This is a genomic window from Bradyrhizobium sp. URHC0002, from assembly GCF_054059515.1.
On the sequence record NZ_JBSSCF010000001.1, the window covers coordinates 5,166,152 to 5,182,869 of the forward strand.

Here is a 16,718-nt window from a genome sequence, read left to right on the forward strand (position 1 = left end):
CGGGTCACGCCCGCGCGTGGCACTTTGTGCTAACGATGTCGCGTCAGATTGCCTGAGAGATCCGCCATGTCCGTGCCCCCGCTGCGCCTCGGTGTAAATGTCGATCACGTCGCGACCCTTCGCAATGCGCGGGGCGGCGAACGGCCGGATCCGGTGCGCGCCGCGCTGGCCGCGATCGAGGCGGGCGCCGACGGCATCACCGCGCATCTGCGCGAGGACCGCCGCCACATCCGCGACAGCGACATGACCCGGCTGAAGGCCGAGATATCGAAGCCGCTGAATTTCGAGATGGCGGCCACCGAAGACATGCTGCGGATTTCGCTCGCCACCAAGCCCCACGCGGTGTGCCTCGTGCCGGAACGGCGGGAGGAACTCACCACCGAGGGCGGCCTGGACGTGGTCGGCCAGCACAATGCGCTGGCCCCCTTCATCGCGCGGTTGGGCGATGCCGGCATCCGGGTTTCGCTGTTCATCTCGGCCGACCCGCAACAGATCGAGATGGCGGCAATATTGCGCGCGCCTGTCATCGAGATCCATACCGGCGGCTGGTGCGACGCCGTGGTCGACGGCCACGCCGCCAAGGCCGAGGCGGAATGGCAGCGAATCGTTAAGGGGGCGGCCCTGGGGCGAGCTGCGGGGCTGGAGGTCCATGCCGGCCACGGCCTCGACTACCAGACCGCGGAGACGATTTCCGCGCTGCCCGAGATCGCCGAACTCAACATCGGCTACTTCATGATGGGCGAGGCGTTGTTCGTAGGCCTTGGCGAGACCGTGCGGCAGATGCGGGCGGCAATGGACCGCGGCCGCCAGAAGATCGCGGCCCGGCCATGATCATCGGCATCGGCTCCGACCTGATCGACATCACAAGGGTTGCCAAGGTGATCGAACGCCATGGCGATCGCTTCCTCGACCGCATTTTCACCGACGCCGAGCGCGCCCGGGCGGCGCGACGCGCCAACAGCGAAAAGTTGGTGGTCGCGACCTACGCCAAGCGATTCGCCGCCAAGGAGGCCTGTTCCAAGGCGCTCGGCACCGGGATCCGGCGCGGCGTCTGGTGGCGGGACATGGGGGTGGTGAACCTGCCAGGCGGCCGTCCCACCATGAAACTCACCGGCGGCGCGCTGGCGCGGCTGGAGGCGCTGACGCCGGAGGGGTTCGAGGCGCGGATCGATCTGTCGATCACCGATGACTGGCCGCTGGCGCAGGCCTTCGTCATAATTTCGGCGGTCGTTCCCGGCAAACCCTGAACCGCGCAGGCGTTTGCGCCGGGGATGCGGCAAAACTAAAAAACATTGATTTATCAATGTATTATAAAGTTTTGACAAGGCGCTTGATTGCGCGCCCACGAACAACCGTCTAAAACGCCGCGAGCAACGTGTTCGAGCCAGGGCCGATTCAGGTTAGTGCCGGAATTGGCTCTCAACATCAGTATTGAGACCATTTTCCTGACGCGAACGGATCGGCGATTCGCGTGCGGAAAACGTTCTGCCACCGTGCGGGCAAAGGCCTGCGGGAATTGGGAAAGCGATGAGCGTGACCTCCAGCACAAAATCTGAAAGCGGCTTGGGTGAAACCATCCGCGTCGTCATCCACGCTCTCCTGATCGCGCTTGTGATCCGCACCTTCCTGTTCCAGCCGTTCAACATCCCCTCGGGATCGATGAAGGCGACGCTTCTGGTCGGCGATTACCTGTTCGTCTCGAAATATTCCTACGGCTACAGCCACTATTCGATTCCGCTGTCGCCGCCGCTGTTCTCGGGCCGCATCTTCGGTTCGGAGCCGAACCGGGGCGACATCTTGGTGTTCCGCCTGCCGAAGGACGACTCCACCGATTACATCAAGCGCGTGATCGGCTTGCCGGGCGACCGCATCCAGATGCGGGAAGGCTTGCTGCACATCAACGACAAGCCAGTCAAGCGCGAGCGGCTTTCCGACTTCATCGGCGAAGACCCTTGCGGCTCCGACGCCACCGCGCGCGTCAAGCGCTGGAAGGAAACGCTGCCGAACGGCGTCAGCTATGAATCGCTCGATTGCGTCGATAACGGCTTCTACGACAACACCAACGTCTACACCGTGCCCGCCGGCCATTTCTTCATGATGGGCGACAACCGCGACAACTCGACTGATAGCCGTGTGCTGTCGGCGGTGGGCTATGTGCCGTTCGAGAACATCGTCGGCCGGGCGCAGATGATCTTCTTCTCCATTGCCGAGGGCGAACATGCCTGGATGTTCTGGCGCTGGCCGACGGCCGTGCGCTGGAATCGCCTATTCACAATCGTGCGATGAACGACGAAACAGCGATCATTCCTGATACATCGACCTCGGGCGAGCCGGGCCAGCAGGCCGAAGCCGCCGGCGTCGCTGCGCCGAAGAAGAAGCGCGGCAAGGCCGGGGCCAAGGCGGCCGCTGCCGCGATCGAGGGCCGCATCGGCTACAAATTTTCCGATCCCGCGCTGCTGACGACCGCCTTTACCCATGTCTCGGCCCTGAAGCCCGCCACGCGTCATCGCGCCGACAGCTATCAGCGGCTGGAATTCCTCGGCGATCACGTGCTCGGGCTGATTATCTCCGACATGCTTTATCGGGCCTATCCGCGGGCCGACGAGGGCGAATTGTCAAAACGGCTCGCCGATCTCGTGCGCAAGGAAAGCTGCGCGGACGTCGCAAAATCGCTCGGACTGCTCGACGACATCAAGCTCGGCGCGGTCGGTGCGGGGGCGGGCGCGCGCTTGCGCAAATCCGTGCTCGGCGACATCTGCGAGGCCGTGATCGGCGCGATCTATCTCGACGGCGGCTATGCGGCGGCGTCGCAATTTGTCGAACGCAACTGGCTGGAACGGATGCGCAAGCCGCGCCGGCCGCTGCGCGACCCCAAGACGGTGTTGCAGGAATGGGCCCAGAGCAAGGGATTGCCGACGCCGGTCTATCGCGAGATCGAGCGCACCGGACCGCATCATGACCCGCAGTTCCGCGTCGCCGTCGACCTGCCGGGACTGACGCCCGCCGAAGGTGTCGGCGGCTCCAAGCGCGCCGCTGAGAAAGTGGCGGCGTCCGTGATGATCGAACGCGAAGGTGTCGGCGGTGGCAGCAATGACAGTTGAATCGTCACCCCCCGCGTCGTCCGGCGAGACCGCTTGCGGTTTCGTCGCGCTGATCGGCGCGCCCAATGTCGGCAAGTCGACGCTCGTCAACGCGCTGGTCGGCTCCAAGGTCACCATCGTCTCGCGCAAGGTGCAGACGACCCGCGCCTTGATCCGCGGCATTGTGATCGAGGACAACGCCCAGATCATCCTGGTCGATACGCCCGGCATCTTCTCGCCGAAGCGAAGGCTTGACCGCGCCATGGTGTCCACCGCCTGGAGCGGCGCCCATGACGCCGACCTCGTTTGCGTGCTGCTCGATGCGAAAGCGGGCATCGACGAGGAGGCTGATGCGATCCTGAACAAGCTTGCCACGGTCCAGCACCCGAAAATCCTGGTGCTGAACAAGATCGACCTGATTCCGCGCGAGAAGCTTTTGGCGCTGGCGCAGGCCGCCAATGAGCGCATGAAATTCGAAAGCACCTTCATGATCTCGGCACTGTCGGGCGACGGCGTCGCCGATTTGCGCAAGACGCTTGCGAAGAGCGTGCCGCCGGGACCGTTTCATTACCCCGAGGACCAGATGTCGGATGCGCCGCTGCGGCATCTGGCGGCCGAAATTACCCGCGAGAAGATTTACCGCCAGCTCCATCAGGAACTGCCATATCAGTCCACCGTCGAGACCGACAGCTGGACCGAGCGCAAGGACAAATCGGTCCGCCTCGAGCAGACGATTTTTGTCGAGCGCGAGAGCCAGCGCAAGATCGTGCTCGGCAAGGGCGGCGCCACCATCAAGTCGATCGGCGCGGATTCGCGCAAGGAGATCGCAGAGATCGTGGGCGTGCCCGTGCACCTGTTCCTGTTCGTCAAGGTGCGCGAGAACTGGGGCGACGACCCCGACCGCTACCGGGAAATGGGACTGGAATTCCCCAGGGAATGATCGAGGAATGATCTGCAATGATCGAGGCCCGATCCAGGCAATAAAGAAGTACATGCCCGATGAGCGTACCCCGCAACGTGCTGTGGTTTGAGGTTCTGCTGTATTTGGCGCTGACGCTGGATTCGGTGTCCGCGGCGTTCCGCGACCGCACGCCCAAGGCCGAAATGAACGCGCCGATGATCGACATGGACACCGTGATGGCGGCCGGCCTGATCCTGTTGCTGGTCTACTTCGTCAGGCTCGCAGCGCAACGCCGCAAGAACTGGCCACGCTGGGTGCTGACCGCAGCCCTGGTGCTGTCGGTGATCTCGCTGGTACTGGTGATCGGCCAGAACGGCGTGCAATTCGAGAGTGGCATCGAGATAGTCTCCTGTACGCTGGCGGCGCTAGGGCTGTACTTCTCCTTCACCGGCGACGCGGTGGGGTGGTTCAACGCGTGATCGTCGGTGGGCACGCTGCGCTTTGCCCACCCCGCATGCTCCGAAATCCTGTAATCTCCACCTTATGGAATGGACCGACGAAGGCATCGTGCTGGGCGTGCGGCGGCATGGCGAATCCTCTGCCATCGTCGAGCTGCTGACGCGCGGGCATGGCCGTCATCTCGGCCTGGTGCGAGGCGGCGCGGGCAAGCGGATGCGGCCGTTGCTGCAGCCGGGCAACAGCGTCACCACGGTGTGGCGGGCGCGGCTCGACGAGCATCTCGGATATTACGCCATCGAGGGCACGCGCTTGCGCGCGGCCACCCTGCTGGCGTCGGCCCACGCGACCTATGGCGTCACCCATCTGGCTTCGCTGGTGCGGCTGCTGCCGGAGCGCGACCCGCACGAGGACATCTACGAGATGCTCGACCGCACGCTTGACGACTTTGACGATGCCGGCGGCGCGGCCGCCCACCTCATCAGGTTCGAGCTCGCGATGCTCGCCGAACTCGGCTTCGGCCTCGATCTGGAAAACTGCGCCGCCACCGGCGAGACCGCGGACCTGATCTACGTCTCGCCAAAATCCGGCGGCGCGGTGTCGCGGCGGGCGGGCGAACCTTACCGTGACCGGCTGCTCCGGCTGCCGGCCTTCCTGCGCGAAGGCGAGGGCGGGGCGAACGGCTGGTCGGACCAGGATCTTCAGGACGGTTTTCGCCTGACCGGGCTGTTCCTGCTCCGCCACGTGCTGGAGCCGCGCGGGCAGGGCCATTCCGACGCCAGGGACGGTTTTATCAACGCGGTGATGAAGCGGCGGGCGCGCGCCTAGGCCGGCATTCTCCGCGTTTGCGGCGGCGGCGCGATCACGCATCCGATCACGCCTCGGGTGCAGGGCGTCCGGGCTGCGACTTGCTGTTGAAGTTGCCGCGCCATACTGTCTAGAATGCCGGGCGGAGGGAGCTGCCATTGGCGATCGCTGACATCAAGGCAACGCCGGTTCTCGTTCTGCTCGGTGATGTGACCGCGGTGCCGCATCATGCCGGGGCGCTGGCGGCGCTGGAGCGAGCTGGCATCGATATCCAATGGGTGTGCGGCAGTTCAGGCGGCGCCATTTCGGCGGCGATTATTGCCGGTAATTCGCCCGAGCGCCGGATGGTTGCCCTTCGCGACTTCTGGCACTGGTACCAGCGCGATCCGTGGGTCTGGCCGCAGTCCCCGGATGCTCAGGCCACTACCGAGCGCCGTCTCTATGACACGTCGCACGCTACCCTCTTTCGTCTCGTGGACTTCGACCTGCTGAACAACGGACCGGTTCGTATGACCACGTTGGCGACCAGCGTGGCACGGGGCAGTTACACGTTCTTCGACAGTTCGAGATCCATGGTTACTGCTGACCACATCCTGGCCTGCAGTCTGGCGAGCCCGGACAGGTTCTCGATCGAAATCAACGGCGAGCGTTACTGGAACGACGATTGGCTTTCAGTCACCACCCTTCAATTCATCTTGCACGAGGAAGCTCGCCGTCTGCTCGTCTTTGTCGTCGATCCCTGGGCGCGCAAGCGACCTTTCTCCGGGGAGCCCGAATGGCAGCGCGCGCGGGCGCGTGAAATCGCCAACGTCACCCGGATCGACTACGACATCCAGGCCATCGGAAACAATCTCGCCCTCGGCAGGATCACCGAAGAGAAACGCCCCCGACCGCTCTCGGCCGGGGCCTTCGACCTGACCACCGTCGATATTGTTCATGCGCTGTCCAATTCGAGTGGCGCGACCGGCTTCGTGGACCCGAAGTCGCGCCCGTCCGGGAATCCCGAATTTCGTGCGGCTTTCGCCGCGACCAACCGCGCTATTGCCGGCAAGCCCTGGGAGCAGAAGCGCGGGGATGCGCCTGTCGCGGTGCACACCGTTTCCGGCGAATACCTCTCGACGGAGATATATCCGGGCAGGGCGCCCAGGCGCCGCAGGTCGCGCGGGGCCAGCCGCAGGCCACGGGATTTTGTTGATGACCCAAGGGGCCCGCCGGCTGCCGAGCACGGTGCGGTGAAGCGGAGTTCACTTGAGCCGAACCAACTGTCTGGGTACCTAAACTTACCGCCGTCGCCTGTGGATTTGAAGGGTATCCTGGATCGTCTCGCTCCGATGATTGCTGTCCCGGAACGCCCGGGACTCATCTTCAAGCTGGAGGGCAACGCCGACGGTGTCGGTGTCGACGAGGTGGTTTGGGGCAAGCCATTCGATTTGGTCGTCGACTACGGAGCGGGTTCAAATGATGCGCTGACCGTGGTGACCGGCGCGAGGCTGATCTCGGCCACTTCCGGACCTTCCGCCGAACTGGGAATATCCGTCGCGCCGAGTGGGTTCGCTCTCGGCGAATGCAGCCCATTTCAAATCCTGAAGTTCGAGAATGGCGTTCTGACAGGCGAAAAGCCGCGCTTCAAGCTCCGAGCACCGCAGCCGGCCGACCTCGCGCGCCGCGCCAGCGGTCCTTGCGGCGTCTTCGTCATGCTGACCAAGGCGAACGCGCTCATCCACAGCTTCTTCATCGAAATTCGTCTGGTCGAGGTGTTGGACCGCGAGGCGCATCCGGCGCCTGTGATCGATATCGACCTCGACGGTGTCGCTGCCAGCAAGCCCGAGGAGCGGGTCGCGACGATTACGATCACGAACGAAGGTGCCGCCTGGCAGGTTTACTGGAATATCGACGGCGTGCAGAGCCGGCCCCGGATCGCTTCAAAGGCAACACCGGCTGCGCTCAAGGCGGCTTACGACACCTATATCAACAACGACCTGAAGCAGGTCGCGGAGAGTGCGCTGTGGCGCAATACCGATGCGCAACTGCATCTGCCTGACAATGCTGCCTCGCGCGACGAAGCGCAGAAGCTGATGGGTATCACGGCGAGCGCCGGCTACAAGCTCCACAAGCTTTTCCGCGAGGATGAGGTTTTTGAAGAAGCCATCGAACTGATTGAAAAGCTGCCCGACGGGTCCAGGATTACGGTGATCACCGACGACGTCGTCTTCCCCTGGGAATTGTTTTATCCGCTCTCCATTATCGACGGTGAGCCGAAGGAAAATCTGCAGCCGGACATGTTTTGGGGAAATCGCTTCATCATCGAGTCGTTGCTGATCGCCACGTCGAGCGCGGAGAAGCTGCCTTCGAACCGTCAGCAGGGCGGCAAGCTGCATGTCAGCATGGGGCTGAATGCCAGCATCGATCTCGCCCCGGCCTGGAAGGGGCGGGACCTGCTGCCGGTGCAGTTCCAGAAAGCCTATTTTGACTCGGTGTTAGCCAGCAGCGGCGACTATGCCGCTGGATACAAGCAGGTACTGACCGCGATCCGGAGGAAGCCGCCGGACGCCAGCCTGATCTACTTCTTCTGCCACGGAACGGCCGACAGGTTGGAGTTCGAAGCGTCGACCGCCTTCACCCCCTACCATGTGGACGGCGAGAAGTTTTCCAACTGGCCCGTCGTGTTCATCAACGCCTGTGATGCGGGCAACACCTCTCCGCTTTCGTTCCTCTCGTTCCGCACGGAATTCAGGAAGCGCCGGGCCGCGGGACTGATCGCGCCGTCTTTCCCGATCCCGACCTTGTTCGCAGCGATTTTCGCCAAGGCCTTCATGGAGCGCTATGCCGGCAAAGAAGCCGTCGGATCGATCCTGTTCGATTTGCGCAAGAAGCTGCTGTCGGACGACAAACCGCTCGGCCTCTGGTACTCGCTGCAATGTCCCCTCGACCTCAAAGCACCGGTGAACTGACATGCAAAAGCCCCTGACCCTGATCGTCAGCGACCTGCATATGGGCGACGGCAGCTCCAGCGACGATTTCGTCGATGACAAGAACCAGTTTGCCAAATTCCTCGCCGAGCAATTGCTGACCGACCGCGGCAAGAAGGGCGAGATCGAGTTGATCGTCAACGGTGATTTTCTCGAATTCGTCATGGTCCGCCCCGACCTCTACACCCTGAATTCGCGTGACTACTGGTGCTCGCGGGAAGAGTCGGTCGAAAAGCTGAAGACTCTCCTGAAAGGCCATCCCAAGGTCTTCAAGGCGATCGCCGATTTTCAGGTGCCCGGCAATGTCGTGACGATCTTTGCCGGCAACCACGACATCGATCTCTACTGGCCGGAGGTGCGGGACCTGCTCAGGACAAAAACGGGAAACGTCAACATCGAATTGAAGGCCGACACGTATTACAGATACGGCAACAGGCTCCATATCAGCCACGGCCATCTGTTTCCCACCATCGACACCGTCAACGGCTTCTCGAAATGGGCGGATCCGATACTGCCGTTGCCCGCCGACTCCGATCCGAAGCGGCTTCAGATGTGCGACGGCACGCTGTTTGTGGTGCGGGTGGTAAACCCGCTCACGGCGAAATATCCGTTCGCCAATAACCTGCACCCCGAGACCGAAATCTTGCGCGTTCTGCTGCGGGAGGACGCGTGGGGCCTGAGAACGGTGGCGTGGCTGGGCAGCAGGTTCATCGCCCAGCATCCCGGCGCGGCGCTGAGCGCCACCGGCACAGCCGCCTCGGGCGCGGAACTGCTCAATGCCATCCAGCTGGATTCCTTCTTCCGCGAGAAGATCGCCGGCCTGTGCAGGGATCTTCTGAAGATACCCGACATGACCGCGGACAAGGTGCTGCAGAAATATGCAACGGAAGACGACGTCGCCGAACTGCTGGCCGCCCTGCTGGAGGCCGACGGCACGATGAGCAAATGGATCGACGTCATCGAAATCGCCAAGCCCGGCACGAGCTCAGTTGGATCGACGGGTGGCGAGGTACTCGGCATCATCGAAACCGGAAGGATCGACGTTCGCGCCGCCTGCGCCAAGATTGCCAGGGGTAAATGGCTCGCCGGCGCCGAGATTGTCGTGCTCGGCCACACCCATCTTCCGGAGGAGATCGAGGAGAATGGCCGCAAATACTACAATCCGGGGTCGTGGACCCGGTACATCGACAATCCCGCAGGACTCAAGCTTGCCGATCTCATGGACGAAATGAAATATCCCTACAGGCTTAAAAGTGTCCGGATCGAGGAGATCGACGGTAAGCTTAAGAGCGAGATGATTCTCATCGATCACAAGCCCTAGCCGGCTCCCCGGGGTGTCCCTGCACGGGAGGCCGAGCCACGCAGGCAGGGCCATTCCGACGCCAGGGGCGGGTTCATCAACGCGGTGACGAGGAATCGGGCGCGAATCAGTTCGACGGGTTGACGTGTCACCACCGGGCGTCGTCCCTGCGAACGCAGGGATCCATACGCCGCGGCCCATCAACCGCACGGTGGCCCCAGCCATTTTTCGCCACAAACACCTGTGGTTATGGGCCTTGCACGCGTCGGAACGGCGGAAGTTCCCATTCGCGTCTTGCCCGATTCAGCCGAAAAGTTTAACGCCTCCCCATGGGAAAACGACAGCTACCGCCGGAAGAGCCGGCCGAAATCCACGAGGTGATGCTGCGCGATGCGCTGGAAGAGCGCTATCTCGCCTATGCGCTCTCGACCATCATGCACCGCGCGCTGCCGGACGCCCGCGACGGGCTGAAGCCGGTGCACCGGCGCATCCTCTACGGCATGCGCCTGTTGCGCCTCGACCCCGGCACCCCCTTCAAGAAGTCCGCCAAGATCGTCGGCGACGTGATGGGCTCGTTCCATCCGCATGGCGACCAGGCGATCTACGACGCCATGGTGCGTCTGGCGCAGGATTTCGCCTCGCGTTATCCGCTGGTCGACGGCCAGGGCAACTTCGGCAATATCGACGGCGATAATCCGGCCGCCTACCGCTACACCGAAGCGCGCATGACCGACGTCGCGCGGCTGCTGCTGGAAGGTATCGACGAGGACGGCGTCGAGTTCCGCCCCAATTACGACGGACAGAGCAAGGAGCCGGTGGTTCTGCCCGGCGGCTTCCCGAATCTGCTCGCCAACGGTTCGCAGGGCATCGCGGTCGGCATGGCCACCTCGATCCCGCCGCACAATGCAGCCGAACTCTGCGACGCGGCGCTGCATCTGATCGACAAGCCCGACGCCAAATCGAAGTCGCTCTTGAAATGGGTCAAGGGCCCGGATTTCCCGACCGGCGGCATCATCGTCGACTCCAAGGAAAGCATCGCCGAAGCCTACATGACCGGGCGCGGCTCGTTCCGTACCCGCGCCAAGTGGACCCAGGAAGAGGGCGCGCGCGGCACCTGGGTGGTCGTCATCACCGAGATCCCGTGGCTGGTGCAGAAATCCCGGCTGGTCGAGAAGATCGCCGAGCTGCTGAACGAGAAGAAGCTGCCGCTGGTCGGCGACGTCCGCGACGAATCCGCCGAAGACGTTCGCCTCGTGATCGAGCCGAAATCCCGCGCGGTCGATCCGGCGCTGATGATGGAATCGCTGTTCCGGCTCACCGAGCTCGAGAGCAAGATTTCGCTGAACCTCAACGTGCTGATCAAGGGCAAGATCCCCAAAGTGGTGGGGCTTGCCGAATGTTTGCGCGAGTGGCTCGACCATTTGCGCGACGTGCTGGTGCGCCGCTCCAACTACCGCAAGACCCAGATCGAGAACCGGCTCGAAATTCTCGGCGGTTATTTGATCGCGTACTTGAACATCGACAAGGTGATCAAGATCATCCGCACCGAGGACGAGCCGAAGCCGGCGCTGATCAAGGCGTTCAAGCTCACGGAAGTCCAGGCCGATGCCATCCTCAACATGCGGCTGCGCTCCTTGCGCAAGCTCGAGGAGTTCGAAATCCGCACCGAGGACAAGAACCTCCGCGGCGAACTGAAGGGCATCAAGTCGCTGCTCGGTTCGGAGACCGAGCAATGGTCCAAGGTCGGCGAGCAGGTCCGCAAGGTCCGCGACCTTTTTGGACCGAAGACGCCGCTCGGCAAGCGCCGCACGATGTTCGCCGACGCGCCCGAGCACGATCTCGCCGCGATCGAGGAAGCCTTTGTCGAGCGCGAGCCGTGCACGGTGGTGATTTCCGAGAAGGGTTGGGTGCGCACGCTGAAGGGGCATGTCGAGGATATCTCGGGGCTCGCCTTCAAGACCGACGACAAGCTCGACCACGCCTTCTTCGCCGAGACCACGTCAAAACTGCTGCTGTTTGCCACCAACGGCAAATTCTATTCGCTCGATGTCGCAAAACTGCCGGGCGGCCGCGGCCATGGCGAGCCGATCCGCATGTTCATCGACATGGAGCAGGATGCCGCGATCGTCTCGCTGTTCGTCAACAAGGGTGAACGCAAATTCCTGATCGCGAGCAGCGAAGGGCAGGGCTTCGTCGTCAAGGAAGAGGATTGCGTCGGCAACACCCGCAAGGGCAAGCAGGTGCTCAACGTCACCATGCCGAACGAGGCCTGCGCGATCGCGACCGTGCAGGGTGACACCGTTGCCGCGATCGGCACCAACCACAAGATGGTGCTGTTCCCGCTCGACCAGGTGCCGGAAATGGCGCGTGGGCGTGGCGTGCGGTTGCAAAAGTATTCCAGCGCCAAGCTGTCCGATGTCGCTGTGTTCGAGCTCAAGGCGGGGTTGACCTGGAAGGATTCCGCCGGCCGCGAGCAGAGCATGAGCGCCAAGGAATTGTCCGACTGGCGCGGCAACCGCGCCGACGCCGGCCGCCTCGCGGGCGGCCTGCCGAAGTCGAACAAGTTCTTGCGCGGGGTGGAGTAGCGCAGGGAGGCTGGATTACGGTTTCGTAATCCAGCTGCAGTTTTTTCTGATCCCCTTTGACTACGTCCCTGTTCTCGCCGATGCTTGCCTGAGGGTCAGGGAGGCGGCATTGCGCAAAGCAGGATCGCGACGGCTCTTCACAATGATCGGCCTTGCGCTCGTCGTGTGCGCAACGCCCGCCACACTCCACGCCCAGTCCATCCCCGGTGCGCTGCCTGAATCCGCCAACGCCCTGTCGCAGGGCGAATGGCCGGCTTATGCCGGCACCTACGCCGCGTCGCGCTATTCGCCGCTGACGCAGATCGACCGAACCAACGCCAAGAACCTCCACATCGCCTGGCGCTGGAAATCGCCCGACATGGCGGTCCGGGAGGCCAATTCGAACATCGGCCCGAGCTTTGCCAATGAATCGACGCCGCTGATGATCGGTGGCGTCCTCTACACCTCGACGTCGCTGTCGCAGGTGGCCGCCATCGACGCCGCCACCGGCGCGACCAAATGGCTGTTCGATCCAAAAATCTACGAAAACGGCCTCGGGCTTCCAGCCAATCTCGGCTGGTTGCACCGCGGCGTCGCATACTGGCGCAACGGCGACGACGAACGCATCGTGATCCTGACCGCGTTCGCGCAGATGATCGCGCTCGACGCCAAAACCGGCAAGCCGGTGCCGTCGTTCGGGACCGATGGGCGGATCGACCTGACCGAAGGTCTGCGCCGGCCGGTCGACCGCAACTACTATACCATGACATCCCCACCGGTGATCGTGCGTGGCGTCATCGTGGTCGGCTCGTCGGTGATGGACTGGTGGGCGAAGAAGCCATCGCCGCCGGGAGATGTCCGAGGCTACGACGCCGGCAGTGGACGCCTGCTGTGGACGTTCCATACCGTCGCGCAGGGCGAGGAGCCCGGCGCCGACACCTGGCAGAAGGATTCCTGGAAGGACGCCGGCAACGCCAATGTCTGGGCGCCGATGAGTGCGGACGAGGAGCTGGGTTACGTCTATCTGCCGGTGAGCACGCCGACCAACGATTATTATGGCGGCCACCGGCCGGGTGACGGGCTCTATGGCGAGACATTGGTCTGCCTCGACGTCACCACCGGCAAGAAGGTCTGGCACTACCAGCTCGTTCATCACGGCCTGTGGGATTACGATCCGCCGGCCGCGCCCAACCTGATTGACATCAAGGTCGACGGACAGCCGATCAAGGCAGTCGCGCAAGTGACAAAGCAGGCCTTCGTCTATGTGTTCGATCGCCTTACCGGAAAACCGGTATGGCCGATCGAGGAGCAGCCGGTGCTGGCGTCCAGCGTGCCTGGTGAGAGCGCATCGAAGACGCAGCCGATTCCCAGCAAGCCTGCGCCATTCGACCTCCAGGGCGCGCGAGACGATGACCTGATCGATCTTTCGCCGGAGATCCACAAGGAAGCCATCGACATCGCCAAGGCGTATGACCGTGGTGGCATCTATACGCCGCCGTCGCAGCGCGGCACCATCCAGGTGCCGGGCAATGCCGGTGGCGGCAGCTGGTCCGGCGCCGCGATCGACCCTGAAACCGGCACACTCTACGTCGGGACGCAGCGCGTGCCGACGCTGGTCACCATTCGCAAGCCGGAGCCGTGGCAGGGCCAGTATGATTTCATCGGCCTGCCGCAATATCTGCCGGGCCCGCGCGGATTGCCGCTGCTCAAGCCGCCGTTCGGCAGTGTCGTCGCCATCGACATGAATTCCGGCGAGCATCGCTGGCGCATTCCGGTCGGGCGCAGCAACGCGATGGGCGCGGTCCGCAGGCTCGCCATTGCCGAAAACCTGGGATTGCCGGCCCGGAACTGGACGCTGGTCACCAGGACGGTGATGATCGTGGTGCAACTGGACTACTTCAGCGCGCCGCGTTTCGTGCCCGAGTTCAATCTGCCGATACGCGACCTCCACAATCTCGATCCGCATCTGTGGGTCTATGACAAGACCAGCGGCGAAACGCTCGCCGAGATGGAGCTGCCGGCCAACGCCACTGGCGCGCCGATGACCTATATGGCCGGCGGCAAGCAGTTCATCGTGTTTCCGATCGGCGGCGGTCCGCTGGTGGAGGAGCTGATCGCGGTATCGCTGTAATAGTATTCGATAATCCGCCCGCTATATAAGTCGCCGTCGAAACATCAGAAGCGACGGTTATCCGCGTGGCGCACGATCACTCTCATCACAATCATTCCCACGGGCATGATCATTCCCATGGTCACGCCGGCCACAGCCATGCGCCGGATAATTTCGGCTGGGCGTTCGCCATCGGCGCCGCGCTCAATACCGCCTTCGTCATTGCGGAACTGATCTTTGGCTATGCCGCCAATTCGCTCGCGCTGATTTCCGACGCGGTCCACAATCTCTCCGACGTGATCGCGCTCCTGCTGGCGTGGGGCGCGGCGTGGTTGTCGCAGAAGCAGCCGACGCAACGGCACACCTACGGCTATCGCCGGGCCTCGATCCTGGCGGCCCTGTTCAACGCCGGCCTGCTGCTGGTTGCGGTCGGCGGCATCGTCGTCGAGGCGGTCAACCGGCTCTACAGTCCTGCACCGGTCGCGGGCTGGACGGTCGTGGTGGTTGCGGCGCTTGGCGTCGCCGTCAACGGCTTCACCGCGCTGTTGTTCATGCGCGGCCGCCACGGCGACCTCAATATTCGCGGCGCCTACCTGCATATGGCGGCGGACGCCGGCGTCTCGCTCGGCGTGGTGATCGCCGCCGGGGTAATCATGCTGACGGGCTGGCTATGGCTCGATCCCGCGATCAGCCTCGTCATCGCCGCCGTGGTGTTCTGGAGCGGCTGGGGGCTGGCGCGCGACAGCGTCAACCTCGCGCTCGACGGCGTGCCGCGCGGCATCGAGCTTGCGCAGGTGAGGAATTATCTCGGTGGGCTGGAGGGGGTCACCGAAGTGCATGACCTCCACATCTGGGCGATGAGCACCAATGAGACCGCGCTGACCGCGCATCTGGTGCGGCCTGGCGGCAGCGACGACGCCTTCCTGCATGGGGTCTGCGAGGAACTCTCGCACCGCTTCAACATCCACCACGCCACGCTGCAGATCGAAGCCGCCGCCGAGGTGTGCAAGCTGGCGCCGGCGGAGCGGGTGTAGTGCCGTAGGGTGGGCAAAGCGCAGCGTGCCCACCATTCGGACCCTCCGGAAAAATGGTGGGCACGTCGCTTACGCGCCTTTGCCCACCCTACGAGCACTCTTCAAACCATCCCCGCAAGCCTTAGCGCCACCCCCGCCGCGCACGATCCCGCCAGCACCCACAACATCCCGATATTGAGTCGGAAGATCGCGGTCGCTGCGGCCGCCGCCAGCACGAAGGCCGCGAGATCGAGGCTTGTCCACACCGGCATGTCGAACGACAGTCCGAACGAGCGAACCGGGATGGTCTGCCGGAACAGCGTGTGCAATCCGAACCAGATCGACAGATTCAGGATCACGCCGACGACGGCAGCGGTGATCGCCGACAGCGCGCCCGCGAGGCCCTTGTTGCCGCGCAGCGTCTCGATGTAGGGCGCGCCGAGGAAGATCCAGAGGAAGCAGGGGATGAAGGTGACCCAGGTCGCCAGCAAGCCGCCAAGGGTGGCCGCCAGCATCGGCGACAACGCGCCGGGATCGCGATAGGCGGCCATGAAGCCAACGAACTGCAGCACCATGATCAGCGGCCCCGGCGTGGTTTCGGCCATGCCGAGGCCGTCCAGCATCTCGCGTGGCTGCAGCCATTGATAATGCTCGACCGCCTGCTGGGCGACATAGGCCAGCACCGCGTAGGCGCCGCCGAACGTCACCATCGCCATCTTGGAAAAGAACAGCGCGATCTGGCTGAACACGTTGGCCTGCCCGAGCCCGATCAGGAGCGCGGCCACCGGAACCACCCACAGCAACAGCCACACCGAGCTTACGCGTAGCGCGCGGCCGACGCTGGGGCGTACGTGATCGGGCAATTCCGCGCCGAGCAGGCTGTCGACGGCGGCGGTCTTCTTGCCGCCGCCACCGTGCTCGATGGCGGCGAATTCCGGCCGTCCGCTTTTCGCGCCGAAATAACCGATCACGCCGGCCGCGATGATGATGATCGGGAAGGGGACGTTGAAAAAGAAGATCGCGACAAAGGCGATGGCCGCCAGCGCAATCATCACCCGGTTGCGCAACGCGCGTTTTCCCACGCGGACCACGGCGTGGACCACGATGGCGAGTACCGCAGCTTTTAACCCGAAGAACACCGCCTCTACGAAGCCGACATTGCCATAGGCCGCGTAGACGTAGCTCAAGCCCATGATGGCGATGACGCCGGGCAGGATGAACAGGCCGCCGGCCATGATACCGCCGGCGGTCCGGTGCAACAGCCAGCCGATATAGGTCGCCAGCTGTTGCGCTTCCGGGCCCGGCAGCAGCATGCAGTAGTTCAGCGCGTGCAAAAACCGGCTCTCCGAGATCCAGTTCTTTTCCTCGACCAGGATGCGGTGCATCACCGCGATCTGTCCGGCCGGGCCGCCGAAACTCAATAGGGCGACCCGCAGCCAGACCCGGAAGGCTTCACCAAAACTGATGCCGTGACCGAGGTCGCGGGCGGCGCCGGCCTCGGTCGTCTTGTCCATCGTG

General features: G+C 63.5%; 13 protein-coding genes. 12 read left to right on the plus strand and 1 reads right to left on the minus strand.

Going from position 1 to position 16,718, the window contains the following annotated elements:
• Nucleotides 1-66 precede the first annotated feature (66 nt).
• The 12 genes from ACVWVY_RS25150 (at nucleotide 67) to ACVWVY_RS25205 (ending at nucleotide 15,221) form a co-directional block, all read left to right on the plus strand.
• Complete coding sequence (locus ACVWVY_RS25150) at nucleotides 67-831, plus strand: pyridoxine 5'-phosphate synthase (RefSeq protein WP_456628887.1); 765 nt, start codon at nucleotides 67-69, stop codon at nucleotides 829-831.
• Entirely contained in the window at nucleotides 828-1,247 is a 420-nt protein-coding gene (gene acpS, locus ACVWVY_RS25155) for a holo-ACP synthase (RefSeq protein WP_456628888.1), read from the plus strand. The genes ACVWVY_RS25150 and acpS overlap by 4 nt, the downstream gene beginning before the upstream one ends.
• 280 nt (nucleotides 1,248-1,527) lie before the next feature.
• A complete protein-coding gene (gene lepB, locus ACVWVY_RS25160; protein ID WP_456628889.1) occupies nucleotides 1,528-2,286 on the plus strand; it encodes a signal peptidase I in 759 nt (252 codons plus the stop codon).
• The gene (rnc, locus tag ACVWVY_RS25165; RefSeq protein WP_456628890.1) at nucleotides 2,283-3,101 is read left to right on the plus strand and encodes a ribonuclease III; all 819 of its coding nucleotides are present in this window, start codon (nucleotides 2,283-2,285) and stop codon (nucleotides 3,099-3,101) included. The genes lepB and rnc overlap by 4 nt, the downstream gene beginning before the upstream one ends.
• A complete protein-coding gene (era, locus tag ACVWVY_RS25170; RefSeq protein WP_456628891.1) occupies nucleotides 3,091-4,020 on the plus strand; it encodes a GTPase Era in 930 nt (309 codons plus the stop codon). Before rnc ends, era begins: the two co-directional genes overlap by 11 nt.
• Before the next feature lie 59 nt (nucleotides 4,021-4,079).
• Nucleotides 4,080-4,460, plus strand: coding sequence for a hypothetical protein (locus tag ACVWVY_RS25175; RefSeq protein ID WP_456628892.1), 381 nt, complete (start codon nucleotides 4,080-4,082; stop codon nucleotides 4,458-4,460).
• A gap of 64 nt (nucleotides 4,461-4,524) precedes the next feature.
• The gene (gene recO, locus ACVWVY_RS25180; RefSeq protein WP_456628893.1) at nucleotides 4,525-5,265 is read left to right on the plus strand and encodes a DNA repair protein RecO; all 741 of its coding nucleotides are present in this window, start codon (nucleotides 4,525-4,527) and stop codon (nucleotides 5,263-5,265) included.
• Nucleotides 5,266-5,402: 137 nt separating this feature from the next.
• Nucleotides 5,403-8,195 (plus strand): patatin-like phospholipase family protein, encoded by a 2,793-nt coding sequence (locus ACVWVY_RS25185; protein WP_456628894.1) that lies wholly within the window; start codon nucleotides 5,403-5,405, stop codon nucleotides 8,193-8,195.
• A gap of 1 nt (nucleotide 8,196) precedes the next feature.
• Nucleotides 8,197-9,534 (plus strand): hypothetical protein, encoded by a 1,338-nt coding sequence (locus tag ACVWVY_RS25190; RefSeq protein WP_456628895.1) that lies wholly within the window; start codon nucleotides 8,197-8,199, stop codon nucleotides 9,532-9,534.
• A gap of 308 nt (nucleotides 9,535-9,842) precedes the next feature.
• On the plus strand, nucleotides 9,843-12,098 hold the full coding sequence (gene parC, locus ACVWVY_RS25195) for a DNA topoisomerase IV subunit A (RefSeq protein ID WP_456628896.1): 2,256 nt from the start codon (nucleotides 9,843-9,845) through the stop codon (nucleotides 12,096-12,098).
• A 109-nt stretch (nucleotides 12,099-12,207) separates the two neighbouring features.
• Nucleotides 12,208-14,208 (plus strand): pyrroloquinoline quinone-dependent dehydrogenase, encoded by a 2,001-nt coding sequence (locus tag ACVWVY_RS25200; protein WP_456628897.1) that lies wholly within the window; start codon nucleotides 12,208-12,210, stop codon nucleotides 14,206-14,208.
• 65 nt (nucleotides 14,209-14,273) lie between these two features.
• The gene (locus ACVWVY_RS25205; protein ID WP_456628898.1) at nucleotides 14,274-15,221 is read left to right on the plus strand and encodes a cation diffusion facilitator family transporter; all 948 of its coding nucleotides are present in this window, start codon (nucleotides 14,274-14,276) and stop codon (nucleotides 15,219-15,221) included.
• A 101-nt stretch (nucleotides 15,222-15,322) separates the two neighbouring features.
• Here the strand turns inward: ACVWVY_RS25205 and chrA are convergent, their stop codons facing one another.
• Nucleotides 15,323-16,714, minus strand: coding sequence for a chromate efflux transporter (gene chrA / locus ACVWVY_RS25210; protein WP_456628899.1), 1,392 nt, complete (start codon nucleotides 16,712-16,714; stop codon nucleotides 15,323-15,325).
• Nucleotides 16,715-16,718: the final 4 nt, after the last annotated feature.

What these genes read in the sequence shown, in the direction of transcription:
- rnc (WP_456628890.1), top strand. Translation starts at nt 2,283, where the DNA reads ATGAACGACGAAACAGCGATCATTCCTGATACATCGACCTCGGGCGAG.
- ACVWVY_RS25150 (WP_456628887.1), top strand. Translation starts at nt 67, where the DNA reads ATGTCCGTGCCCCCGCTGCGCCTCGGTGTAAATGTCGATCACGTCGCG.
- parC (WP_456628896.1), top strand. Translation starts at nt 9,843, where the DNA reads ATGGGAAAACGACAGCTACCGCCGGAAGAGCCGGCCGAAATCCACGAG.
- era (WP_456628891.1), top strand. Translation starts at nt 3,091, where the DNA reads ATGACAGTTGAATCGTCACCCCCCGCGTCGTCCGGCGAGACCGCTTGC.
- ACVWVY_RS25175 (WP_456628892.1), top strand. Translation starts at nt 4,080, where the DNA reads ATGAGCGTACCCCGCAACGTGCTGTGGTTTGAGGTTCTGCTGTATTTG.
- recO (WP_456628893.1), top strand. Translation starts at nt 4,525, where the DNA reads ATGGAATGGACCGACGAAGGCATCGTGCTGGGCGTGCGGCGGCATGGC.
- lepB (WP_456628889.1), top strand. Translation starts at nt 1,528, where the DNA reads ATGAGCGTGACCTCCAGCACAAAATCTGAAAGCGGCTTGGGTGAAACC.
- chrA (WP_456628899.1), bottom strand. Translation starts at nt 16,714, where the DNA reads ATGGACAAGACGACCGAGGCCGGCGCCGCCCGCGACCTCGGTCACGGC.
- ACVWVY_RS25190 (WP_456628895.1), top strand. Translation starts at nt 8,197, where the DNA reads ATGCAAAAGCCCCTGACCCTGATCGTCAGCGACCTGCATATGGGCGAC.
- acpS (WP_456628888.1), top strand. Translation starts at nt 828, where the DNA reads ATGATCATCGGCATCGGCTCCGACCTGATCGACATCACAAGGGTTGCC.